Source organism: Salipaludibacillus neizhouensis, assembly GCF_002886185.1.
GTDB lineage: Bacteria > Bacillota > Bacilli > Bacillales > Salisediminibacteriaceae > Salipaludibacillus > Salipaludibacillus neizhouensis.
Genome location: NZ_KZ614146.1, coordinates 2,692,446 through 2,716,892 on the forward strand (window position 1 = coordinate 2,692,446; position 24,447 = coordinate 2,716,892).

General features: G+C 37.8%; 25 protein-coding genes. 4 read left to right on the forward strand and 21 right to left on the reverse strand.

Annotation, left to right across the window (positions count from 1 at the left end; all coding sequences use genetic code 11):
- Positions 1 to 165: 165 nt before the first annotated feature.
- The 4 genes from CEF18_RS12790 to CEF18_RS27035 form a co-directional block, all read right to left on the reverse strand.
- On the reverse strand, positions 166 to 711 hold the full coding sequence (locus tag CEF18_RS12790) for a GbsR/MarR family transcriptional regulator (RefSeq protein ID WP_110936834.1): 546 nt from the start codon (positions 709 to 711) through the stop codon (positions 166 to 168).
- A gap of 121 nt (positions 712 to 832) precedes the next feature.
- On the reverse strand, positions 833 to 3,820 hold the full coding sequence (locus CEF18_RS12795) for an ATP-binding protein (RefSeq protein WP_183040870.1): 2,988 nt from the start codon (positions 3,818 to 3,820) through the stop codon (positions 833 to 835).
- On the reverse strand, positions 3,817 to 5,052 hold the full coding sequence (locus CEF18_RS12800) for a metallophosphoesterase family protein (protein WP_110936836.1): 1,236 nt from the start codon (positions 5,050 to 5,052) through the stop codon (positions 3,817 to 3,819). Before CEF18_RS12800 ends, CEF18_RS12795 begins: the two co-directional genes overlap by 4 nt.
- A 296-nt stretch (positions 5,053 to 5,348) precedes the next feature.
- On the reverse strand, positions 5,349 to 5,726 hold the full coding sequence (locus CEF18_RS27035) for a hypothetical protein (protein WP_110936837.1): 378 nt from the start codon (positions 5,724 to 5,726) through the stop codon (positions 5,349 to 5,351).
- A 258-nt stretch (positions 5,727 to 5,984) separates the two neighbouring features.
- On the opposite strand from CEF18_RS27035, the gene CEF18_RS12810 reads away from it, so the two are divergent.
- Positions 5,985 to 6,170, forward strand: coding sequence for a YhzD family protein (locus CEF18_RS12810; protein ID WP_110936838.1), 186 nt, complete (start codon positions 5,985 to 5,987; stop codon positions 6,168 to 6,170).
- 206 nt (positions 6,171 to 6,376) lie between these two features.
- On the opposite strand, the gene CEF18_RS12815 is transcribed toward CEF18_RS12810, so the two are convergent.
- The 5 genes from CEF18_RS12815 to CEF18_RS12835 all read right to left on the reverse strand — a co-directional run bounded on the left by CEF18_RS12815 (position 6,377) and on the right by CEF18_RS12835 (position 10,283).
- The gene (locus CEF18_RS12815) at positions 6,377 to 6,541 is read right to left on the reverse strand and encodes an IS3 family transposase (protein WP_407690396.1); all 165 of its coding nucleotides are present in this window, start codon (positions 6,539 to 6,541) and stop codon (positions 6,377 to 6,379) included.
- A 52-nt stretch (positions 6,542 to 6,593) separates the two neighbouring features.
- Positions 6,594 to 7,025 (reverse strand): PaaI family thioesterase, encoded by a 432-nt coding sequence (locus CEF18_RS12820; RefSeq protein WP_110936840.1) that lies wholly within the window; start codon positions 7,023 to 7,025, stop codon positions 6,594 to 6,596.
- 123 nt (positions 7,026 to 7,148) lie between these two features.
- A complete protein-coding gene (locus CEF18_RS12825; RefSeq protein ID WP_110936841.1) occupies positions 7,149 to 7,997 on the reverse strand; it encodes an HAD family hydrolase in 849 nt (282 codons plus the stop codon).
- 654 nt (positions 7,998 to 8,651) lie between these two features.
- Positions 8,652 to 9,014 (reverse strand): YlbF/YmcA family competence regulator, encoded by a 363-nt coding sequence (locus CEF18_RS12830; RefSeq protein WP_110936842.1) that lies wholly within the window; start codon positions 9,012 to 9,014, stop codon positions 8,652 to 8,654.
- A gap of 126 nt (positions 9,015 to 9,140) precedes the next feature.
- On the reverse strand, positions 9,141 to 10,283 hold the full coding sequence (locus CEF18_RS12835; RefSeq protein WP_110936843.1) for a DUF445 domain-containing protein: 1,143 nt from the start codon (positions 10,281 to 10,283) through the stop codon (positions 9,141 to 9,143).
- 159 nt (positions 10,284 to 10,442) lie between these two features.
- Here CEF18_RS12835 and CEF18_RS12840 point away from each other — a divergent pair, with 159 nt between their 5' ends.
- The 3 genes from CEF18_RS12840 (at position 10,443) to CEF18_RS12850 (ending at position 12,922) form a co-directional block, all read left to right on the forward strand.
- The gene (locus CEF18_RS12840; RefSeq protein WP_110936844.1) at positions 10,443 to 10,664 is read left to right on the forward strand and encodes a DUF5342 family protein; all 222 of its coding nucleotides are present in this window, start codon (positions 10,443 to 10,445) and stop codon (positions 10,662 to 10,664) included.
- 16 nt (positions 10,665 to 10,680) lie between these two features.
- A complete protein-coding gene (locus CEF18_RS12845) occupies positions 10,681 to 11,583 on the forward strand; it encodes a PucR family transcriptional regulator (protein ID WP_183040869.1) in 903 nt (300 codons plus the stop codon).
- 244 nt (positions 11,584 to 11,827) lie between these two features.
- The gene (locus CEF18_RS12850; RefSeq protein WP_110936846.1) at positions 11,828 to 12,922 is read left to right on the forward strand and encodes an ABC transporter ATP-binding protein; all 1,095 of its coding nucleotides are present in this window, start codon (positions 11,828 to 11,830) and stop codon (positions 12,920 to 12,922) included.
- A 112-nt stretch (positions 12,923 to 13,034) separates the two neighbouring features.
- On the opposite strand, the gene CEF18_RS12855 is transcribed toward CEF18_RS12850, so the two are convergent.
- The 12 genes from CEF18_RS12855 to nadB form a co-directional block, all read right to left on the reverse strand.
- Positions 13,035 to 13,241, reverse strand: a complete 207-nt coding sequence (locus CEF18_RS12855; protein WP_110936847.1) for an alpha/beta-type small acid-soluble spore protein — start codon at positions 13,239 to 13,241, stop codon at positions 13,035 to 13,037.
- Between the two features lie 146 nt (positions 13,242 to 13,387).
- Positions 13,388 to 14,038, reverse strand: coding sequence for a 3-oxoacid CoA-transferase subunit B (locus CEF18_RS12860; RefSeq protein WP_110936848.1), 651 nt, complete (start codon positions 14,036 to 14,038; stop codon positions 13,388 to 13,390).
- 16 nt (positions 14,039 to 14,054) lie between these two features.
- Positions 14,055 to 14,747 carry a CoA transferase subunit A gene (locus CEF18_RS12865; RefSeq protein ID WP_110936849.1) on the reverse strand — a complete coding sequence of 231 codons (693 nt, stop codon included), beginning with the start codon at positions 14,745 to 14,747 and terminating at the stop codon, positions 14,055 to 14,057.
- A 22-nt stretch (positions 14,748 to 14,769) separates the two neighbouring features.
- Positions 14,770 to 16,299: an acyl-CoA carboxylase subunit beta gene (locus CEF18_RS12870; RefSeq protein WP_110936850.1), complete on the reverse strand. Its 1,530-nt coding sequence runs from the start codon at positions 16,297 to 16,299 to the stop codon at positions 14,770 to 14,772.
- Positions 16,300 to 16,329: 30 nt separating this feature from the next.
- A complete protein-coding gene (locus CEF18_RS12875) occupies positions 16,330 to 17,106 on the reverse strand; it encodes an enoyl-CoA hydratase-related protein (protein WP_110936851.1) in 777 nt (258 codons plus the stop codon).
- Positions 17,082 to 18,014 (reverse strand): hydroxymethylglutaryl-CoA lyase, encoded by a 933-nt coding sequence (locus CEF18_RS12880; RefSeq protein ID WP_110936852.1) that lies wholly within the window; start codon positions 18,012 to 18,014, stop codon positions 17,082 to 17,084. The genes CEF18_RS12875 and CEF18_RS12880 overlap by 25 nt, the downstream gene beginning before the upstream one ends.
- A 9-nt stretch (positions 18,015 to 18,023) precedes the next feature.
- Positions 18,024 to 18,239 (reverse strand): acetyl-CoA carboxylase biotin carboxyl carrier protein subunit, encoded by a 216-nt coding sequence (locus tag CEF18_RS12885; RefSeq protein ID WP_110936853.1) that lies wholly within the window; start codon positions 18,237 to 18,239, stop codon positions 18,024 to 18,026.
- Positions 18,240 to 18,263: 24 nt separating this feature from the next.
- Complete coding sequence (locus CEF18_RS12890) at positions 18,264 to 19,592, reverse strand: acetyl-CoA carboxylase biotin carboxylase subunit (protein WP_110936854.1); 1,329 nt, start codon at positions 19,590 to 19,592, stop codon at positions 18,264 to 18,266.
- Between the two features lie 12 nt (positions 19,593 to 19,604).
- Positions 19,605 to 20,756, reverse strand: coding sequence for an acyl-CoA dehydrogenase family protein (locus CEF18_RS12895; protein ID WP_110936855.1), 1,152 nt, complete (start codon positions 20,754 to 20,756; stop codon positions 19,605 to 19,607).
- Positions 20,757 to 20,934: 178 nt separating this feature from the next.
- Positions 20,935 to 22,035 carry a quinolinate synthase NadA gene (gene nadA, locus CEF18_RS12900; protein ID WP_110936856.1) on the reverse strand — a complete coding sequence of 367 codons (1,101 nt, stop codon included), beginning with the start codon at positions 22,033 to 22,035 and terminating at the stop codon, positions 20,935 to 20,937.
- A complete protein-coding gene (gene nadC, locus CEF18_RS12905) occupies positions 22,025 to 22,879 on the reverse strand; it encodes a carboxylating nicotinate-nucleotide diphosphorylase (protein WP_110936857.1) in 855 nt (284 codons plus the stop codon). Before nadC ends, nadA begins: the two co-directional genes overlap by 11 nt.
- Positions 22,845 to 24,368 (reverse strand): L-aspartate oxidase, encoded by a 1,524-nt coding sequence (gene nadB, locus CEF18_RS12910; protein WP_110936858.1) that lies wholly within the window; start codon positions 24,366 to 24,368, stop codon positions 22,845 to 22,847. Before nadB ends, nadC begins: the two co-directional genes overlap by 35 nt.
- Positions 24,369 to 24,447 lie beyond the last annotated feature (79 nt).

The following is a 24,447-nucleotide window of genomic DNA, read 5'->3' on the forward strand; positions in this document are numbered from 1 at the left end:
AATGAAATACTTCGACATTTTTACATAGAATTAAGAGAAAAATGTAAATGAAAGTTCTTTGTAAGGAGCTATGTGCACATAGGTCTGCATGCAGGAGCATCAATAGTTCCTAGTAAAAAAAGAATGTCTTGTAAGAATGATCCAAACCTTTGGGTCACCCTATTTCTACTTCTTTTTTTTCGGTACTAAATTATAAATTTCACCTGATTCCATGACATCCACAAATCGAAGTAACCAATCGTAATATTCTTCCGCAGCTTCTATTTTAAAAACCGCTTGTTGAATTTCAGTCCTAAGATCATGATTTGTCGTATTGGATAATAATTGTTGTAGTTTTTCGATCGTATCCTCGGCTTCTTCAACATTTGTTTCCGTCGCCTTTTTCCACTTTTGTGTAAAAAGTGTCATAAATGATTTATGCCAATCAGGCTCCGTACTGTATAAATCTTTCCTTACGCCTCTTCTGAAAACAGGTTGTACCATTTGCATATCAGCTAGGGAGCGAACTCCAGTACTCATACTTGTTTTACTCATGCCTACAGCTTCCCTTAAATCGTCCAGCGTCATCGGTTCTTCAGCGAAATATAAACTGCCGTAAACTCTGCCTACTGACGGTGTAATTCCATACAGTGACATGTTTTTTGCAATACTTTGAACAAATTCATCTTTAATATTCTCAAATAATTTGCATTGTTCCGTTTTATCCTTCAATAGGATAACCTCCAACTTCGTCCTATCCGCTTTATAGGGTATTCAGCTAACTTTACCAAAAGATTCCTTTTATTAAAAGGGCTTACATTCAAGTACTGCGCAAACAAGACTCAATATAAACTTAATTGAATGCCTGTAAAAAACCAGGAGCTTTATAATCATTTATTTCGTTTAATATATGTTCATGACAAGAAAAATAAAAAATTTGACGTTCTATTGAAATTTCTTCTAATAAACTCCAGACGTTTATCCTTCGTTGTTTATCCATATTAACAAATGTTTCATCTAAAAACAGCGGGAATTGCTCTCTTGAACTATCTTCAAGAGCAAGTCCTAATCGAATAGATAAATAAAGCATTTCACAGGTCCCTCTGCTAAGTTGTGTCGGTTCAAATCGCTGACCGTCATTTCTTTCAACTACAAATCGTTTTTCACCTATAGGAGCAAATAAATAAGTATATTCTTCTGACGTTAGTCTGCTAAAAAAGTCTTGTGCCTTTTTTAACACTTTAGGTTGTCGCTCTTTTTCATAAATATCTTTTACTTTTTCAATCATCATTGCGCCGGTCTCTAATACGACCCATTCCTTCGCATAGTCATTTAACTTTTGTTTGATCATCGTGTATTTTTGTTTTTGTTCCTCATATGTTCCATCTTCTTCAAGATATTTTAACTCGTTTATCTGGTAAGACAAATCAGCATGCAATTGATTCGTTTCCTGATCAATACGTGTTACGTCTTCACTCAAAACTTTTTGTTCTTCATTATCATCTCTGTCACGGTGAATAATATCCTCTATTAAAAGTACTCTTTTAGACTCATCAGGTACTATGGTAACTATTTGAACCCAGAGTTCTTTCTCTTTTGATTTGTTTATATTGTATAGCTCAGCTTTCATACCTTTTTCCCGAAAAGCTTCTTCAGTATCAACATGAGCTTGATATAGTAAGCTATCTACTTTTGCAACATATAGATGTTTTTCTTTTTCTAATTCACTTATTACATCGTTTAGTGACACTAGTTTTTCTTCTTCACGTAAACTAGTTTCTTTCCATTGTTGTTGATTCTCAAGTATCACTAAAATCTCTCTGTACAAGGACGGCATCGAAGCTTTTTCCGACAAGGAAAATGTCTTTGCTATTTCCATTACTCTCTCTTCGAACTTGCTAATCTGATTTAAAATTCCCTGTTCTTTTTTCCTTATATCTGCAATCTCTCTCGCTTTTTGATTCCATATCTTCAGTGAATTGAGAAACTTACCGTAAAATAAAATGTCATTTCCTTCCGGGAGTTTTGCCGCCTCACTCCATTCCTTTATATCTCTTTCAAGATTCCTCCACTCGTCTTGCAAATCCATCCAATTTTGTGTCCAATCTTCTAATTGCTTCTTAATAAATAACATTTTTGTACCCAAATCATTAACTTTACGAAGATTTTCATGATGTTCATTTAATTGTCGTGAAACATCTATGGTTAAACTATTATTTATTGAGGTCGTTCTTTCTTGCTCTTGTATTATTTCGATCTCATTTTCAAGATGTGCAACTTGTTCCAATAAAGAACGATCTATCAGGGGCTTTCGTAACCCAAAAACAAGCGGTATTGTTGCAACAAAAAAGAAAACAGACAATATGTACTCCCCATTTATGGTTGTAGCTATCGCTGCTAACATTGTTAAAATAGCGCCGGTTGTAAACAGTTTTTTATTTCTTTTCCCTATGGCTTCCTTTCTTTTACATTCTTCCTTTATCCATTTTAATTGTTCACTTTTAAGTTCCTTCTCTTTTTCCTGAAAATTTTGATCTTCGTTATTTTCGAGCTTCTTATATCTTTCAAGCATTTCATCTGATAAAAGACTATCACTTTCCATTTGCCATTGTTGTTCGGTAATATTTAATTCTTGTTTTTTCTTTTTCTCTTCATCAATCAGTCTATCTTCTGTTGTCCTTAAGCGACTCCATTTTTCTTTCATGTCATCGTATTGTTCTAACATATATGGATCGTATTGAGCCTTTTCAAAAGTCTGTTTATCTATGGTCGGCCATTCTTCTTCAATTGCTCTCTGATAACAATACAGCTCCTCTTTTAGCACTGAAAGTGATTTTGCATCCTCAAGCAAATTGGAATAAAACATATGATGTTTTTCCAGGTCTTTCATTTCACGAATACTCTTATCGTTACATAATTCCTTCGATGAGATTTCCTTTTTATCTGTTAATTCAGCTAATCGGTCTTTCTCTACTGACAGCCTCACGTCAGCTTCTTGTATTTTCTCATTTAGTCCTTCAAGACGCCTTACCCCATCTACAGGGAAACCTAGATTTTCCTCGTCTTTCCCTTCCTGTCTGTATGCATGCCATTCACTTATAATCGGGTTTAGTGTTATACGTTTGTCCAACCAACGTAACTGCTCCTGAATTCTCTTTTTTTCTTCTTTTTGTTCAAGTAATGCTGCTTCTTTTACTTGAATGGATTGTTGTAAACATTCATATTGATCCAATCGTTCTTCCCATTTGATTATTTTCTTTTCTAATTCGCTTAACTCTTGTGTGAGAGCATTAATTTCAGGTTTAACCCCTCTTTTTTTAAATAAACGATTTTTTTCAAGCTCAAGTTGTTTTTCCAATTTAGCTAATTCTGAAGCCCCCGTCATACTAGCATCATATAAGTATTGATTTAAATGCTGCGGGTCTAGTTCATTTATCCCTTGAAGACCATCTAACCCAAAATGAAAAATTCCTTTAAATGTATTGGAGTCCAAACCTTTTAACAGTTGATTCAGTTCATGTTCACTTCCCGTGCTGCCATCTGGAAACTGTATATGAACGATTCCTTTTTGATACTTTCCTGAAGTTCTTTCGATGAATATTTCCCTTTGGTCGAGATCTCTTATAAGAATAGATCCCCCATAATTATTTGAATTTCTGGGGATATACTGATTCTCCTTTTTAGAAGGAAACCCAAAGAAAACAGCAAATAGTAAGGCCATCAGTGTTGATTTTCCTGATTCATTTTCACCATAAAACAACGAAAACATTTCATCTTCCAAGTTCCACTCTTGGTCTACCAATTTCCCGTATCCATAAATATATATCTTTAATATTTTCACAGAGCTTCTTCCTCCCCTATTAATGTCGTTAACAGGATATTCTCTGCTTCCTCTGCTAATTTCTGCTGCTCTTTATCGGATAGATGTTCTAAATAATTGCGTATATGCCGATGATCATAAAGAGTTGCTAACCGCTCCTTGACTTCGCTGTTATCTGCTGTTAAAGCCTCATTCGTTCGAATAATATCTCCAATAAGATGTTCCTGATTGCGCCATCTTTCTTTGTCGATAATTGATTTTGTTTGAATGAGTAACTTTTCAATTGACATATCATTAGTAGAATACTCTTCTATCAAAAGCTCGAATAACTCTTTCCTTTTTTCTGAGTTCCCTAATAGCTTATGGAGTTTTCCTTTTCCATCAATTACGAGAGAAAGTATATACGCTCTAGTATCCTCAAGAGCCTGAATTCTCTCACCAACCTCATCAATCAGTTCATCAACCGTAAGCAGTCCATTAATAGACACACGGATTTCCATCCAGGCAATTGGGGCAGTTTCAATAAATGAAAGAGAAGTCTCTTTTTTAGTTATTTCTACGAGATAGGCACCCTTTGGACCTGATTCCTTTCGATGGCAACCTTGGACATTCCCAGGATAAACGACAGGTGGATTATCAGTCAGTACCTCTCGTTTGTGAACATGGCCTAATGCCCAATAATCAAATTCTTTCTCCAGTAAACTACTGACGGTAAATGGGGCATATGGATCGTGTCCAAGCTGTCCACTTTCCTGACCATGAAGCATACCGATGTGATACGCCTCGTTATTACGTTCTTTTTGATATAGGGGAACAGGGTTTTCCATGTAAGCGACCTGAGGATAACTGAAGCCATAAATATACACTTCTTCCTTTGCTTCCGTTTTCAAAAACATACTTGATACCTTTGATGAAAAAATATGAACATTCTCCGGCATGCTTATAAGGTTATCCTTATATACTAGTGGATCATGATTACCATGAATTATATACAATGGAATACTTTCTTTTTGAAGTCGAAGTGCTTGTTTTCGGAAAAACCACTGACCTTTTATTGATCGCTGTTCCTCATCGTAAATATCTCCGCTTACTAGAAAAAAATCCACCTTTTTACTGATAGCAACTGTTACAAGCTTCTCAAATGAATGGTATGTGGCTTGTGAAGCCATATATATAAATGGATCCGTCATATTAGATGAAGCTTTCAACGACCGTCCTAAATGCAAATCCGCACTATGTATAAATCGAACCATGTATATTCCTCCTTTCTATCTAAAATTATATCATAATAAGAATAAATGTTCGTATTAAAATCATTAAGAGGGATCAAAAAAGTAATATACACTTTCTTGATCCCTCTAAAAGGGGTGGTATATAAGCGAAAGAAACTTCGTCCCATACACAGTGTAGAAAAACGCCATCTGAAAAAGCCCCATATAAAGCCTCTGTCCGGGGTGGCTGAAGTGTTGCCTGTGGAAAGCAGCCACCTAGATCAGATTCGAGGCCCTTGTTAATAAAAGCAAAATCTCTAGAAAAAACATTCTAACGATTACCAGTAGTACGGTAATACAGAAAGTGCTGTTAAAGCAGCTAAAGGCAGTATTAGTCGTTGAAACCTTCGTGGTCTGTAGTAAGGATAATATGGTTGTGGATACGGTGTATAATATGGATATCCATAACCTCCATACCCAGGGAAATACTGTCTCTCATCTCCCTGGCCAAAATAACCATAACCGAAGCCTTGACCAGCTGAATCATGAGGTCCTCCCGCTATTTCTCCTCCACCATTTGGAACTGCCAAATATAAATTTTCTTCATCTACGGATTCAACGATACCATCAAATGATCGGTTGTCATTCGTCGTTACCTGCACATAACGATGCATATGTTCTTCACAATGCTGTCTCATATCTTTATGGGTACTCATTCAATCTCCTCCTTCTTTGCCCAGTTTATTCACCCGGAGCCCAAATTGTGACTAAGAAAAACGCGTAGCGTATTTTATTAAATACAACGTGTTCTTTCGCTCCCCCCCGAGTAGCACCTACGTACTGCGTGTAGGTGCTACTCGAAAGGAGGTGGGTCCCTTGACACGCGTGGCGTAAAGATAACTGTCAACTTATACTTTCTTATCTGTTAAAAAAGGGATAAGTATTATATGATTTTATTGAAGGGTGGGAGTTTGATGTCTAAATACTATTTAACTGCATTTGGTAAGGCTGGAGAACACCTAGTAAACGAAACTTTAGAGGCAACAAGCGATAATGAAGCAAAAGAAATAGGAATGAAAAAACTTGAAGAAAAAGAACTTCTGAATCATTCTAGTAGAATCGTAAAATCATCAGGAGGACTAGTTCATTTTCATCCATAAGAAAAACGCGCAGCGTCTTTTATTGAATACAGTTTGAGCTTTCGCCACCCCGAGTAGTTCCTCTGTAATGCGTGTATTTGCTGCTCGGGCTGGGTTTCCCTTGATACGTGTGGCATAAAGAGAGTTGTCAATTTATATATTTTCTTATCTCTCAAGAAAAAAAGACCACCTTGGTGGTTCCCCCCCCCCCAAAAGTTAGAGTTTTTTTATGCAGCTAATTGGCTGGATTGAGTTCGGTATTCGACTGGACTCAATCCGGCCAATTTTATTTTTGCTCGTTCATTGTTATACCAGTCGATATATTCTTCTATCCATCTTTTTAATTCTTCATAGCTTACTAATTCTTCACTATATTTGGCCATAAAAAACACCCCCGAAAGTTAGAGTTTCTACTCTAACTTTCGGGGGTCGGTACTTTTTTGCTTATACTTCTATTGAGTAAAACGTACCAGTTACTTTGCTTAATAGGCGATCTTTATCATCATGAATCGTACATTCTACAAATTGGACATTACTCCCTTTTTTTAGGAAATAGGCTAATGCTGTCAATGAGCCAGATGTTGCAGTTCGAAAAAACTGTGTTTTCAACTCCAAAGAAACACTTGGTCTATCAGTAAACGCAGCACATAGATGTCCCATTGCCGTATCAGCTATATAACTAATGATACCTCCGTGAATAAACTTAACCGGATTATACATCAATTCAGAAATAGGAGTGTGAAGACTAAGCTGTTCTTTTTTTTCATCGTAATCAAACGAGAAATCGAATAAAGAATAGAGAAAAAGATTGCCACTTGCATCATTGTGGTCTTTAATTGCCTGATTAGCTTTTTCCTGTGTTTTCAGTTCATCCATTGTAAGAAGCTCTCCTCCATAAATATGCTTCTATAAGTTTAGCGATCCTCGTTACAATGGTCAACCATTTGGGGCTTTTTATTTTGATCTTGCTAACTATCTCCAACTCCTTGAGTTAGTAAGTTAGTTATATTCCAATTTATGTTGTTTTCGAAATACTTCTTTTACCATGTAAGAAACACCATCTTGATCGTTGGAACGCGTGACCCATTCCGCTGTTTCTTTCAAGTTACTATCAGCATGACCCATCGCTACTCCTAAACCGGCTTGAGATATCATCCCAATATCTCGATGATCTGAGCTCACTGCAACCATTTCATTCGGTCTAATTCCAAGTCGTTTCCCTAAATTCAACAAAGCATTCTCTTTTGATGCTAATTCATTTGTAATGTTAAGTTCACCATCTCCGGTATAAGTAATCTTTACTCCTGTAACCGTATCCTGTAACTCTTCAAATGCGTCAAATTGCTCTTTTTCATTCCAAAATCTCGCCTGAATATTAAGTGCACTAATAGGGTGGTCGATAAGTCTGTTACTCGGAGACTCCATATAATGAATCGGGTAGAATAGAGAGTCTGTCATTTGCATTCCTACTTTAGCCATGAGTGGTTGCTTTACTCTTGTTTTATTCGAGATCGCATACTTTTCATGAAATACCTTTAATTGACAATGATAATTCTCTAAGATGTCCACCATCTGATACACTTGTTCTGCTGAAATTCTTCGTTCAAAAATTGGTTCTGTAACATCGTTAGCCATAAAAGCCCCATGGTGAGTAATTAAAAATGGGTCTTCTAACTTTAATGATTTTGCTACTTTTTTTGCCGAGAAAAAAGACCTACCTGTTGCTAGTGTAATGTAAACACCTTTACTTTTTACATAATCCATCGCTTCTTTTGTATCCTTCGTTAATCGATGATTCGATTTTAAAAGGGTTCCATCGATGTCTAACGCTAATAAGCGAAATGCCATAGTTGTTCCTCCCCTTTGTACCCGTGATTGATACTATATATGAGCGAGGACAAGGATATAGAACAAAAGGATCTTCTATATAATAGTGTCTGTCTAATTTTTTCAAATAACACAAATTAGGTAAACTGCATTGCAATCTTTAAAAAACTTGGTGTCTTTTTCTCTTTTGTTGCTTTTGTTATCATTGAAGGTTGTTTGGAGGAATAATCCGCGAGCCTCCTTGAGCAAGGGAACCAATATCAAATAAGATTTTTCCCTGGAAATCGGATTCCTTGAATTCAATGATCTTAGAGAAAGTATTTGTGAACTGGGCATAGTAGACCGACCTCGAATGTCACTAAAAATCGAGAAAGCTCCACTTGCCGGGTCTATGCGGGTTTGAGTGTAACTAAAGACATTACATAATTACACTCATAGGAGAGGTGGGCTCCTAGTGTCATTAAATCAACCTGACACTAAAAGTACCTGAGTGTCATCATGAACGAACCAAGCCTTGAAGCGTCCCCCCACCTAAAGCGGATTCGGACACACCTATCCGAAACCATACAACAAAGAAATAAGAATTTAAAAAACACCTGTTAAAATAGGACAAAATATTCTAACACTAAAAAAAAGACCTAAAGCATCACCTGCTTTAGGTCTTCCTCATGACTATTACTGTTGTCCTTCTTGCGGATCAACACCATACAGTTCCTCTAAAGGTTCTGTAATAATTTTGTTTAATTCACTGACGAGCTGGCTCATTTTTTGCTCTTCTTGCATCAACTTCGAGATAATCTCATGTTGTTGCACTACCTCAAATTGTTTCTGAGCATTTTGAATTTCATCTTCCGTAATTTGCTCACCTTGCATTTGTTTTTGTTGAAGTTCCATTTGAACTTGACGGAAGTTATCCAACATACGCTTAGCCACTTCGTCTTTGTTAACTTCGTTATGAAGCTCTCGTAGTTGCGTAAACTCACTGCTTTCTTTTAATTCTTTCGCTAGTTCGTTTGCTTTGTCATATGGATTTGCCATGTGTATTTCCTCCTTAGGTTTTTATATGCACGAGCTAATCAAAATCTCATTTTCCTAAGCGCACATATGTAGAATCATATTAGACTATAACATGAATAAATAACGAATTCATCCGTTGGCATCAAATTAAACGAAAAAAACGATAACTATTCCTTGAACCAACCCAACTAAAGCTCCAATTAATGCACCTAAAACTGCAATTAATTTCAATTCCCTCTTTGCTATATCGAGAAGCATTTCCTCTAACTTTTGTAATGGGAAGCCATTTACTTCCGTCGTTACAATTTCCCTGATTCCAATTCTTTTTATAATGGATTTGATATATCTTGATAGTATAGTGGCAGCAGAAGTCATCATATAAGGAACTACCGTCTTTTGAAGTATTTTTTCATATTGATGGCTCCAAACTTCCAATGGCTTATCCCACTCACCAACTAAAGGCAACTGATCAACTACAGCTTTCGAGAGAGACTGCACTCTAGTAGATACATTCTCATCACTTATATAGTTGGAAGGAGAATTAGAAATAACTTGCTCCCACTCCTTTTGCAGCAAGTTGGTAAGAAGCTGTTCCGTATGCTTTTCGTTTAAGAAACGAACCAATTCATTAGTTAAGGCACTCGATAGCGAAAATCGATTTGCCATTTTTCCAAGCATATTTGAAATGCCACCTCGGGAATTAAAAAAACGGGAAACCATTTCTTCCATTTGAACTCTTCCTTCATCGGTGTGTAAATATTCTTCTGTCTTCTTAAGAATACTGGCTGAGATTGAGGGAATCGTTGCATTAATTTTTTCATGCCATAGTTTAGGAACTGATTCTTTTAGTGGGATATTTTTATATTCCTCTATCCATCCCAGTAGCTTAGTTTCAAGTCCTAATTCAATCGATTGACGAATGTTTTTCAGTTGATCCTTTTTATCTAAATGCAACTCCAACCATTCATCAAGAGTTAATTCTTCTTTTAGTAATTCTTTTACAGCCAAAGAGAGTCGGTCCTCTGCTTCCTTTAATAAAAGACCGTCCTTTAATTTTTCCTGGATGCCTTCAGGGGTAACTAAATGGTCCTCGACTGTTTTCCCAAGGCTAATTGCTATTTCTGATCTTCTTTTGGGTATTAACCCAGGTGTGAATGGAAGTTTAAATGATCCAATGTATTTGGCCTCATAAGGACGAAATAACATACGAATCGCAATAATGTTCGTTCCACCACCAATGATTGCTCCTATGATAATAAGAACCCCAATAAGTAATAAATCATTAGTCATGTCTATCCCTCTCTTTACCTATCCTTATATTTCCCATTCCCTAACTCAGTAATTCAAAACTCCACGTTCCATTCATCTTCCAACGAGCCATTCTTCATGGTACTATTATTATCATGATGCAACTCCCTAAGCTTACATAATTAATTGGAGGAATGTCGAGTGATCACCCATTTCCAACTAAAAGAAATTAAAAATAACATGATTAATCAAGAATGGGAATTTACATTCTTCTATAAAAAAAATAAATATAAGGGCAAATACTTTAAAAATGGTGAGATAACATGGATACACCCTTCCAGTATCACTACAGAAGATAAGACATTTTTAGAATCGTGTGTTCATGACTTAATGTTGTATCATGTTTACGAAGATCATTCATAGAAAGGAACATACTATCATGTTTGACCAACTTAAACACCATTATTCCCATGCAATCTCTTCTTTTAACCTTCCTGTCGAAAGGCAATTCATTGTCAGTTTTCCTGAGAAGGAAAATGGCCAGCTTATTTTAGACAAGTCATTATTAAGCGATCAAGAAATATCTTTATTAAGAGCATTGTTCCAGGTTATCGAAGGACATATTCCTTTACATAACTCGCAAGATCAAAAATTTTATGAACTCTTAATTGAAAAAAAAGAAATGAATACAGAAGGTTATCTTTATTTTCCGATTCGATGCATTCATTTTTCTGTACTAGGTGATGTTGGCGATAGAAGTGATTTCTCAGAGGCGATGAAGGGCTTGTTCCCTGCCAGCCTTTCACTAGTTTGGAAAACGGCGACAGATGGTTTCCTGCTTCAACAAGTGGACTCTGAAATGGATGAGTCCATCGCCTTAGAATCAATTGTCGACACAATAGCAAGTGACTTCTATGTCAAAGTATCATTGTATGTTGGTTCTTCTGTGCCAGATACCTCCAGTTTAATCCAGCAATATGATTGGGAAAATAAAGCATATTCTCTTGTAAAAAGAACACACCCCTCAAGATCCTATTTTATCGAGCAGGATGTAACCACTTACCTCTTGTTAGATGATGCGTCTCCTGACACCATTCAATTTATCTTGTCTATGCTAGATCCTGTTAGAGATGACCGCAGTCTATTACAATCCGTAAAAACCTATTTGGAATGTAATATGAATACCAGTCTTGCAGCCAAGAAAATGTTCATGCACCGTAATACTTTGCAATATCGAGTAGATAAATTTATTGAAAAAACATCCATTGACATTAAACAATTCCCAAATGCGGTAGCTGTTTATTTTATGCTTTTGTCTTTTAATTCTCTCAAAAACGAATAGATTTAATTAGCTGAATAACTCTTTGGAAAAAGTTTGCTGCTTTTTTATGAGATCAGGATGCCTCTCCCACGACATAGCTTGAGCGGAGATGCATTCCTTAATTAGTACTAATTTGAAATCGCTTGCAATGTGCACAAAAACTTTGTCCAATTTTTGTGCACGGTTACAATAGCCTTGAAAACCTTTTCACGGTAAACTAAAAACAGTTATAAAGGTGATATTAAATTTTTTGGAGGGTTTTTTCATGGCAGATATTAAATTTGACAGTATTTATAAAATTTATGATGGTGATGTACAGGCGGTTACAGATTTTAAACTTGATGTAGAAGACAAGGAATTTATCGTTTTCGTAGGTCCATCTGGTTGCGGTAAATCAACTACACTCAGAATGGTAGCTGGATTGGAAGATATTTCACGTGGTTCTCTTTACATCGGGGAAGACAAAGTAAACGATGTAGCTCCTAAAGACAGAAATATTGCGATGGTTTTCCAAAACTATGCACTTTATCCTCATATGAACGTTTATGAGAACATGGCTTTCGGCCTTAAACTTCGTAAGTTCAAAAAAGAAGACATTGATAAGCGTGTTCGTGACGCGGCTCAAATTCTTGGATTAACAGAAATGCTTGATCGTAAACCAAAAGCAATGTCTGGTGGTCAACGTCAACGTGTTGCTCTTGGACGTGCAATCGTTCGAAATCCAAAAGTATTCTTGATGGATGAGCCTTTATCCAACTTGGATGCAAAACTTCGAGTGCAAATGCGTGCGGAAATTACCAAGTTGCACAAACGTCTTCAAACAACAACAATCTATGTAACACACGACCAAACAGAAGCCATGACAATGGCAACGAGAATGGTTGTTATGAAAGACGGTTTTATTCAACAAGTTGGTGTGCCTAAACAAATTTATGATTATCCGGACAATGTTTTCGTAGGTGGATTTATTGGTTCTCCTTCCATGAACTTCTTAACTGGTAAATTAAAAGATGGAAATTTCTATCTAGGAGAATTCCCAGTAAAAGTACCAGTTGGAAAGCTGAAATCTCTTGAGAAATATAATAATAAAGAACTAATCCTTGGAATCCGTCCTGAAGATATCCATGATGAGCCGGTATTCCTAGATGCAACTGAGAATTCTCAATTTACGGCTACGATTGATGTTGCCGAATTAATGGGGGCAGAATCATTCCTATACTCTAAAGTAGAGGATCAAGATTTTATTGCTCGAGTTGATTCTCGTACCGATGTTACAAGTGGTAACGAAATGAAGCTTGCTTTTGATATGAATAAGTGTCATTTCTTTGACCCTGAAACAGAACAACGTATTAAACCATAATAATTATAGAGGGTGCCTCAAAAGATAAATAGATCTTTTGAGGCACCCTCTTTGTATGTAAAAGTCGGGGAATAGACGCATCTATTCCCCGTTAGTCATTTTATTAAGTTAATTACTGTTGTTGACCTCCGAATTGCTGTTCAGCCATTTGCACTAAACGTTTCGTGATCTCTCCACCAACTGAACCATTTGATCTAGAAGTTGCATCTGCACCTAAGTTAACCCCAAACTCCTGTGCAATTTCATACTTCATTTGATCCAATGCTTGTTGTACGCCTGGTACTACAAGTTGATTTGAGCTGTTATTGTTACTTGCCATGTTTCTCACCTCCTATCGTAAACATAGTGTGTTTCAATACGAGGATGCTATGTATAAAAAAACCTAACAATATTTAGAAAAAAATTATTGCATAAAAGAAAACCACACTCCTTGTCAGAGCATGGCCAACATAAATTGCATCCTGCTCACTTAGTTTGATTCAATAAAACTGGTTCCGTCACAGATTGAATATCCTCAAATGAGCTTTTATCAAGTATTTCAATTAATTTAAGTCCATTTGCCGTTATATCTATTACTGCTCGTTCAGTGATAATACGGTTAACAACAGCTTTTCCTGTTAAAGGAAGTTTACACGATTTTAAAATTTTAAATCCTCCATCACGATTAACGTGCTCCATAATAATAACAACTCTTTGTGCCCCATGTACTAAATCCATCGCGCCACCCATACCTTTAATCATTTTTCCGGGAATCATCCAATTAGCTAGATCTCCGTTTTCGGCTACTTCCATTGCTCCGAGTATCGCAATATCGATATTACCGCCACGAATCATCGCAAACGATTCTGCGCTGTTAAAATACGCTGATCCATTTATTGCAGTCACCGTTTCTTTTCCTGCATTAATTAAGTCAGCATCTAATTCTTCCTCTGTAGGGTACGGTCCAATACCTAACAGACCATTCTCAGATTGTAACATCACTTGTTTATTTTCTGAGATATAATTAGCCACCATTGTGGGCATGCCAATGCCAAGGTTTACATAATTCCCGTCCTGAATTTCTTTTTCTGCCCGCCTCGCAATCATCTCTCTCATTGCTTTTCGGTCTTTACTCATCAAACGACCTCCATTCTTATACTTCCTTCAAGGTTTTTCTTTCAATTCTTTTTTCTTGTGTGCCTTGAATAATTTTATTTACATAAATACTAGGAGTATGAATGAATGCGGGATTTAGTTGTCCAGGATTTACTAAATGTTCTACCTCGGCAATTGTTACCCTGCCAGCAGCAGCAATAATTGGATTAAAGTTTTGCGCGGTTTTACGGTAAACTAAATTACCGAATGAATCTCCTTGATAAGCTCGAACCAAGCTAAAATCACCATTTATTGCTTTTTCTAATAAATATTCCTTTCCTTCGAAGATTCGAGTCTCTTTACCTTCTGCAATTTTTGTTCCAACTCCAGCTGGTGTATAAAAAGCCGGAATACCTGCTCCTCCAGCACGAAGCCTTTCAGCCAACGTTCCTTGTGGAACTAGTTCAACTTCTAACTCTCCGGCAATCACTTGTCTTTCAAATTCTTTATTTTCGCCAACATATGAAGCTAATATTTTATCAATTTGCTTGTTTTCTAATAAAAGTCCCAGACCCCAATCATCTATTCCACAGTTATTTGACACAACTGTGAGATTTTTAACTCCTTTTTCTCTCAAAGCTTTAATCAAGTTTTCCGGAATTCCACACAAACCGAATCCTCCAACCAAAAGAGTTGCACCATTGTTTATACTTTCTACAGCGTCTGAAAAAGAATGATAAATTTCTTTCATTATTCAATTCCTCCTCTTTCTATTACACCGGGTACACAGGATGTTTTCTCACAGAAAATGAGCTTTCTTTTGATTGGTATAACTCAAAACGGGAAATTAAATTAGTCCTCAATTCATTTGCTAAAACCACATCATCAACAATCAATTCAGATGCTAGCCTATAAATATCAATGTCTTCTTCGTATTCTTTTCTTTTCTTTTGAATAAAAGAGGACCTATCCGCTTCCGGCAAAGATTGAATTGTATTTGCATAGACAGCATTAACAGCTGCTTCAGGACCCATCACCGCTATTTGTGCTGACGGAAGAGCTATGCAACAATCGGGTTCAAATGCCGCTCCTGCCATGGCATATAAACCTGCGCCATAAGCTTTCCGTACAATGACAGAAATTTTCGGAACAGATGCTTCCGCCATTGCTGCAATCATTTTCGCTCCATGCCGAATAATCCCAGCTTTCTCTACCTTCGTCCCTATCATAAAACCAGGTACATCTGCTAAGAATAATAATGGGATTTGAAAAGCATCACACAACTGAATAAAACGAGCGGCTTTATCAGCAGAGTCTTGAAATAATACACCACCTTTTTGTTTTGGCTGATTGGCAATGATTCCTAAAGCTTTACCATCCATTCTTGCAAATCCAGTAATTATTTCCTTTGCAAACAGTTCCTTCATTTCAAAGAAACTTTCTTCGTCAATCAAGCCACTTATAAATTCCTTCATGTCGAATGGAGCATTTTGATTGATTGGTATTAGCTTCTCTAAACTTTTATCCATCTTTCGCGCTGCATGCGAAAGAATCGCTTCTGGAAATTGTCTGAAATTCTGTGGAAAATAAGAAATATACGTTTTAGCTCTCTGGATTGCCTCTTCTTCTGTTTTAACTAAAACATCCCCACAGCCTGAAATGGAACAATGCATCTTTGCTCCACCCATTTCTTCCAGAGAAACCTTTTCTCCAATAACCATTTCTGCCATCCGTGGAGAACCTAAATACATAGAGGCATTGCCTTCTACCATCATGACAACATCACAAAATGCAGGGATATAAGCTCCACCCGCTGCTGAAGGACCAAACAATAAACAAACCTGGGGAATCACTCCAGAGAGTTTTACTTGATTATAAAAAATCCGCCCTGCCCCTCTTCTATTCGGAAACATCTCGATTTGGTCAGTAATTCTCGCTCCTGCCGAATCTACAAGGTAAAAAAGTGGTACCATTAATTTTTCAGCTGTCTCTTGGATACGAATGATTTTTTCTACTGTTTTCTCTCCCCATGAACCAGCTTTCACTGTGGAATCGTTTGCCATCACGCAAACAGTTCTTCCTAGTACCTTTCCGGTCGCTGTTACTACCCCATCCGCCGGTAATGTACCGACAACTTCATTCGCAAATTTTCCGTCTTCTATCCAGTCGCCGTTATCAAATAAAAGGGCTAATCTTTTCCTGACGAATAACTTCCCTTTCGCTTCATTAGCTTCATGATATTTATCCGCTCCACCCGCTTCAATTCTTTTTACTCGTTTAAACCAGTCATGATTGAGTTCCATACAGTCACTCCTATCATTCATTCCCTTCATTTATTCACCGGTAAATTTCGCAGGACGTTTTTCTTGAAATGCTGCTAGCCCTTCTAACCGGTCTTTTGTAGAAATAATTTCTTCATATGCTTCCCTTTCTAAATCCATACCTCTCTCTAAAGATGTCTCTAAAGCTTTACTCATTGCTATTTTTGCTTGGTAGTTTGCTAACGGTGCCCTCTGAGCAATGTCATAGGCTAAATCCATCGCTGCATCGACTAATTCTTTACGGTACGTTACCTTTAGCACTAAACCTTCTTGCAAAGCTTCTTGAGCAGACAAGCGTTTCCCCGTAAATACCATTTCCTTTGCCTTATGAATACCGATAATTTTAGGCAGAAGCTGCGTTCCACCTGCCCCAGGAATGATGCCTAAACTTGTTTCAGTGAGAGCAAAGCTTGCATTTTCCGAGGCAACTCTTAAATCACATGCCAGAGCTAGTTCAAATCCTCCTCCGATTGCGATCCCATTAATTGCGCCTATTACTGGTTTAGGGAATTCGTGAAGGATAAACATCGTATTGCTAATCATTGATACAGCGTCGCGCACTTGTTCCTCATTCATTACTACCCTTTCTTTTAAATCTGCCCCTGCAGAGAAGACCTTTTCTCCAGACCCAGTAATAATTAAAACACGTATTTTCGTTTCTTCACTCCAAATGTTTAGTTGCTGCCTTAATTCAAGTAGTAACTGGTGGGACAAAGCATTGGCCGCCTCTTGCCGATTCAATGTAATTATTCCAATATGGTCCACTACTTCTGTGCGAATAAGTTCCATGAATCCACCCCCTTCTTATATAAATTTAACTGATGACTTGGGAGATTGTGATTTAAAACTTTTTCTATAAAGATTGCAGCATTCATTAATGCTTCCGGTTGAATAAATGTAGCGATACCCATTTGTTCTAACATGAAAGCTAAATCTTCTGTAGCGATATTACCACTTGCCCCCTTGGCATAAGGACACCCACCTAAACCTCCTAATGAACCGTCAAAGGTTTGTATGCCAGCTTGAAGACCAACAAGTGAGTTTGCTATCCCAAGACCTCTCGTGTCATGAAAATGTAATGCAAAGTTGTCAAGGCTGCCAAAATAATTCTTTAATTCCGTTAATAATCTCTCTACTTGTTTTGGATGAGCAATCCCGATCGTATCTCCTAATGATATTTCGTACACTCCCAAATGAAAAAGTTTCTCACAAATTTTTTTCACTTCATCAATCGCAATTTCCCCTTCATATGGGCAGCCAAATACCATTGATATATATCCTCGAACTCGTTTCTTTTCAGCCAATGACCCTTTAATTACTTTATCCAATACAGGATACGTTTCCTGTTTTGATTTATTTATATTTTTTCGATTATGAGTGCCACTTGCAGATATAAATACAGAGAGTTCGTCAACATTGCTGGCTAAAGCACGTTCCATGCCCTTAACATTTGGTACGAGGGCACAATAGATGGCATCAGGGTGTCGCTTAATTTGTTTGAAAACTTCTTCTGCATCGGACAGTGCCGGTATCCAGGATGACGAGACAAAAGAGCTACACTCAATGTAACGTAAACCACTATCGCTCAACATGTTGATCCACGTCACTTTATTAGCAATTGATACACTTCTCTTTTCATGTTGCAAACCATCTCGTGGACCTACTTCTTTAAGAATCACTCTCGATGGAAGATTCATCCCCCCCTCCTAACCTTTCAACCTTACTAGAACGACATCCTCATCTACGAAAGCGCCTTCATTTACAACGATGTCATCTACAACTCCTTTTTCTTCCGAAACAATCGGAATCTCCATTTTCATGGACTCTAATATAATCACTTCTTGTCCTATATTCACTTCATCACCAACCGATACTAAGATTTTCCAAACACTCCCTGCCATATTTGATTTAATTGCTTTCATTAGTACCCCTTCTTCCATGTATAACTATTCGTTCACAAAATGTGTTGTTACTTCGCCAAGCTTGAATCGTTGATCCTCCAGTACGTCTAAAATCATTGGTACATTCGTTTTAATCCCTGAAACAGCAGATTCCTTTAAGCATCTAGTCAGTAATTCTATACACTTATTTCTTGAAGCAGCATAAGCGATTACTTTGCCGATCATAGGATCGTAATAAGGAGTAACGCTCGTACCAGCCTCTACACCAAAGTCATAGCGTATGCCCTCCATTTCTGGAAACGACCACGTTTTAATCGTTCCAGGCGACGGAAAAAACGTTTTAGGGTCTTCCGCACATATTCGAACTTCCATTGCGTGAGTTGCTTTCTTTTTATTATATTTCAAATTCTCTATTCGATTACTTTCTGCTAATCGAATTTGCCATTCAACAAGATCTATTCCTAATGTTTCTTCCGTAACTGGGTGCTCTACTTGTAATCGTGTATTCATTTCTAAGAAATAACTATTTTCATGCTCGTCAACTAAAAATTCAATTGTTCCCACATTTGAGTAGTTTAATGTTGATCCTACTTTGGTTGCTTCCGCTAAGAGTCGTCTATTAGCTTGTTCTGAAAAATTTGGAGGCGGTGCTTCTTCCATGATTTTTTGGTGCCGTCGTTGAATCGAGCAATCACGACTTCCTACCGCAACTATTTCCCCAAATATGTCCCCGGCAATTTGTGCCTCGATATGGCGGGGATTTTCAATATATTTTTCGATATAAATGGTAGAATCTGCAAAGAATCTCTCCGCTCGTTTCACAACCGAAGAAACTGCTTTCATGATGTCATCCTCACGCTCCACTTTTTGCATCCCGATTCCGCCGCCACCTGCTGCTGCTTTTACCATCAAGGGATAGCCGACTTTGTCTGCTGCTACTTTGATTGTTTTTTCTTCTAGATTAATCAAATTCATTCCCGGGATAACAGGTAATCCCGCATTTCCCATCATTTCCCTCGCTTGAATTTTATCACCCATTTTTTCAATTACTTCTTCCGAAGGTCCAATAAAAATGATCCCTGTATCTCGAACCAATTTTGCAAAAGTGGCATTTTCCGCTAGAAGTCCATACCCGGGATGGATCGCGCCAGCTTTGCATTGTTTCGCAATCTCAATAATTTTCAATTGATTTAAATAACTTTCACTTACTCGGGATCCTCCGACTAAAAAGCTTTCATCTGCTTGTGACGCATGAAGACTAGTTCGATCTGCTTCTGAAAATAAAGCTACTGTTTGGATATCCAGCCTCTTACACGTTTTAATAATCCTACATGCAATTTCGCCTCGATTAGCAATCAATATTTTTGTGATCATTTCTAACCTCCCTTATGACCTTGGACATCCTATTTCCCGGGCAATGACTAACCGTTGGATTTCAGAAGTTCCCTCCCCTATTTCCATTAACTTTGCATCTCGTAAATACCGCTCAATCCGATATTCTCTCATGTAGCCATAGCCTCCGTGAATTTGCAAAGATTGGTTGCATGTTCTGGTAGCGGCTTCCGACGCGAAAAGTTTTGCCATCGCTGCTTCTTTTTTAAATGGTTTATTGTTGTCTTTTAACCACGCTGCTTTATAAATTATATTGCTCGCAACTTCTAGTTCCATCGCCATATCCGCTAATTTAAATTGAATCGCTTGAAAGCTGCCTATTGGTTTATTAAACTGTTTTCGTTCCTGACTGTATTTCAAAGCTGCTTCATATGCTGCTCTTCCTATTCCTAATGCCAATGCTGCAATCGAAATTCTGCCACCATCTAATGTAGACAAAAATTGGTGAAACCCTTTTTCGGGGTCACCGAGAATATTTTCTGTCGGAACCTCGACATCCTTAAGCACCAACTCAGTCGTATTTGATCCCTTAACGCCCATTTTTTGATAATTACTTTTTATTGTTAAACCTTTCGTTTCGGTAGGTACAATAAAGGCAGATATTTTCTTTTTACCTTGTTCATCGATCCCATTCACTGCTGTAACAATGACAGTCCTTGCAAAACTCGCATTAGTAATCCAACATTTTTCGCCATTTAATACATACCTATCTCTCATAAATACAGCTTTTGTTTTCGTTCCTCCCGCGTCTGACCCTGCATTTGGTTCCGTTAATCCAAATGCACCCAAACTTTCCCCCTTAGCCAAGGGAATTAAATGCTGTTGTTTCTGTTCCTCTGTACCAAAAGCATAAATAGGCGAAGCACCCAGTGATACCGCAGCTGCAAAACTTAGTCCGGTAGAACCGCAAATTTTCCCTATTTCTTCAACAGCTAAAATATAGGAAGTTGTATCGCCTCCCGCTCCTCCATATTTTTCAGGAAAAGGAATTCCTAAAAGGCCTAGCTTACCGATTTTCTCGAAAACCTCAATTGGAAACCTTCCCGTCCGATCAATTTCATCTGCAATCGGAGCTATTTCCTTTTGCGCAAAATCACGCACCATTTCTCGAACCATTTCCTGCTCTTTAGTAAATGAAAAATCCAATCCATCACTCCTTTAATAAATATAAGGGCTTTCATTACTATACAGAAAAAACCTAATCTGACTTTGTAATCGTTCAGATTAGATCTATACCTACTATAATTATAATCATTAAATTCAGAATTGTAAAACTAATTTAGTAGCACCTATGACTGATAGTCAGGTGCTACCTAAATATTCTTTAATCATTAACTAGCATTCGATCTATCGCCAGTTTAGCCTCTTGTGCGACTTGATGGTCAACACGTATTTGATTTGGTATTCTTCCCTCATATAACTCATCAAGGGCCCACACTAAATGCGGTAAATCAATTCGATTCATCGTTAAACAAGGACACATTTCTGGATTTAAAGAGACAATTGACTGGTCTGGAAATTGTTTTATTAACCGTTTTACAAGGTTCATTTCTGTTCCGATAGCCCATTTTGCCCCTTTAGGTGCTTGCCTTACTTGTTCGATAATGAAACGGGTAGATCCAGCTAGATCAGCCGCTTGCGTGACTTCCCATGAACACTCTGGATGCACAAGAATTTTTCTCTCAGGGTCTTTTTCCCGTAAGGACCACACATGATCGATTCTAAAATTTTCATGAACGGAACAATGGCCTTTCCAAAGAATCATTTTAGGATCTAATACATCTTCTTCCATCTCTTCCTTGTGCGGATTCCATACGACCATTTCATTCAATGAAATACCCATATCATAAGCGGTATTTCTGCCTAAATGTTGATCAGGTAAAAATAAAATTCTTTTTTTCTGTGAAAAAGCCCAATGCAGCATTTTCTCCGCATTTGATGAAGTAACCGTAGCACCACCGTGTCGACCAACAAATGCTTTTATTTCTGCAGAAGAGTTAACGTAGGTTATAGGTATGATAGTGTCCCCATAAATACTTGTCAGCTTTTCCCACGCTTTTTCAGTCTGTGCTCTATTCGCCATATCTGCCATGGAACAGCCAGCACGTAAATCTGGTAATATCACACGTTGATTTTCATTTGCTAGTATATCTGCCGTTTCCGCCATGAAGTGAACACCGCAAAAAATAATGTAAGATGCTTCCGTATTAGCCGCTGAAACTTGGGCTAATTGCAAGGAATCACCTGTGGCATCAGCAAATTGAATAACGTCATCCCGCTGATAATGATGACCCGGTATGAACAAGTCTTTACCGAAGTATTTCTTTAGTTTCCAAACTTTTTCAATCAACTCTTTATCGGTCGCTTCCTTATACTTAACAGGTAGTTGTGGCTGAACTTCTTGAAATATATCATTAAGAAGCATTTGTAACTCCCTCCTTTACGGATACATTAAAGCTAATATCTAATGCTGTTGCAGAATGAGTTAACGCACCCATAGAAATGTAATCTACCCCTGCTTTTGCATAAGCTTCTAATTGATCTTCCGTCATTCCCCCGGAAACTTCTGTTGTGATGTAAGAAGGAATCATTTTGCACCAAGTCGTAGCTTCTTCAATAGAGCAATTATCCAACATAATCACATCAACGCCTGCTTTAATTGCTTCCTCTAGTTGAAGCAAATTTTCTATCTCAACTTCAATCTTTCTCATATGACCAATAGACTGCTTCACTTTTGTCACAGCTCTTGTAACCGATCCTGCTTGGGTAATATGATTATCTTTAATCAAAATAGCATCATCCAGACCGAATCTGTGGTTCCAACCTCCTCCACACCTTACAGCATACTTTTCCAACATTCGCAGACCGGGGGTTGTCTTTCTTGTGTCACATATTTTTGTTTCTGTCCCCTTCACTTTGGAAACCGATACCGCGGTTTTTGTAGCTATACCAGATAATCGTTGTATCAGATTTAAAGCCACCCTTTCTGTACTTAAGAGGTCAACGATCGGACCGGATACCTTCGCAAAAATTTCTCCGGATTCAAGTAGATCACCGTCACTTTTCAAAAGTGTAAGTTCAATCTTTGCCGAAACTAATTCATAGATCGATTGAAGAACTTTCTCTCCACAAAAAATTCCTGGCTCTTTCGCTAAAAATTCCGCCTCTCCCCACTCATCTTCAAATATTGCTTGAGATGTTTGATCGCCATAACCAATATCTTCTTGCAAAAAATTAGATAACTGTTGCTTTAATAAAAGCTGATTCATGTTCTACTCTCTCCTCTTCGCTCTGCATAAAGTGAGCACCTATACTTTTTTTTCTATTAAAAGCAGCTTTGGCAATCAAAAAAGCCGTAAGCATCATATTACTTCGCTCCAACTCTTTTTTACTCCAGCCATTTCTAGTAATAGATTGATACTTTTCTATTTGATAAGATTCAAGCCAACTAAGGAATTCCAGTAATTTTTTCTCCGTTCTCACCACACCTAATGCACTTGTCACCTGTTTTCTTATGTCACTTTTGGGAGGAAGAAGGCACTTCAAAGAGTTTTCAGAGGTTTGAACAGATTTAGAAGGCAATCGATCATAGGTTTGCGGTAACCCGCTAATCCATTCTCCCACCCTTTCCCCGAATACAATTGCTTCTAGCAAAGAGTTGCTAGCCAATCGATTCGCTCCATGAACACCACTTCCAGCTACTTCGCCTACCGCAAAAAGATTTTGTACACTCGTTCTCCCGTACTCATCTGTTTGCACACCTCCCATATGAAAATGTGCCCCTGGACGGACAGGAATCCTTTTCCCTTCCCAATCGACATCGTTGCGCACACACATGTCTTTAATCTGTGGAAAATGTTCATCGACTTTTTGGACATCCGTAATATCGAGATAAACATCATTTCCTTTTTCAATGTGTGAATAAAGAACTCTTGCCACAACATCTCTCGGAGCTAAATCTCCTAAAGGATGCTTGTCATTCATGATTAGTTCCCCTTCGGAGTTTACGAGCTTTGCTCCCTCACCTCGCAGTGCCTCTGAGGCTAAACCGATCACTTTATGATTTGACACAATGAGCGTAGGGTGGAACTGAATATATTCTAAGTCTAGTAATCTTGCACCAGCCCGGTAAGCTAAAGCAATACCGTCTCCTGTAATCGTTTCATCGTTACTGGATTCCTGAAACAATCCTCCTAAGCCTCCAGTTGCCAAAATAGTTTGGTCTGCATAGAGTTCTTGTGTATCTCCCTGTTCATCTTGTATGAGTGCTCCGATACACGCGTCTTCCTCAATAATAAGATCGATGACAATACAGTTTTCTATCATGTGAAGTTTATCACGTAATTGTCCAGAAAAATAATTCATCGTACGATCTCCTGTTCGGTCTCCGCCCGCATGAACGATTCTCCGTTGACTATGGGCCCCTTCTTTTCCAAGAGAAAAACTGCCATCTAATGTTTTGTCAAATAATAATCCGTTGTTTATCCAACATTTCAGTCGCTTAGGTCCTTCATTAACTAATATATCTACTAGTACGCGGTTATTTTGAAAACAGCCCGCATGTAATGTATCCTCCATGTGTAGAGTTGGTGAATCCTCTTCACTAAGGGCAACAGCGATACCTCCTTGTGCTCTCCAGGAGTTCCCCTCTGTTTTTCGCCCTTTTAAAACCATCGTTACTTGTTTATCTGCGACAAGTTTCGAAGCAGCCATCATCGCAGCTAATCCACCACCTATAATTAAAACATCTGTTTTCATCAAATAAATCACCTTAATCTTTACATGTGTCTTGACACCTATATTTACATAAAATTAAACTAATGACAAGACATTTTAA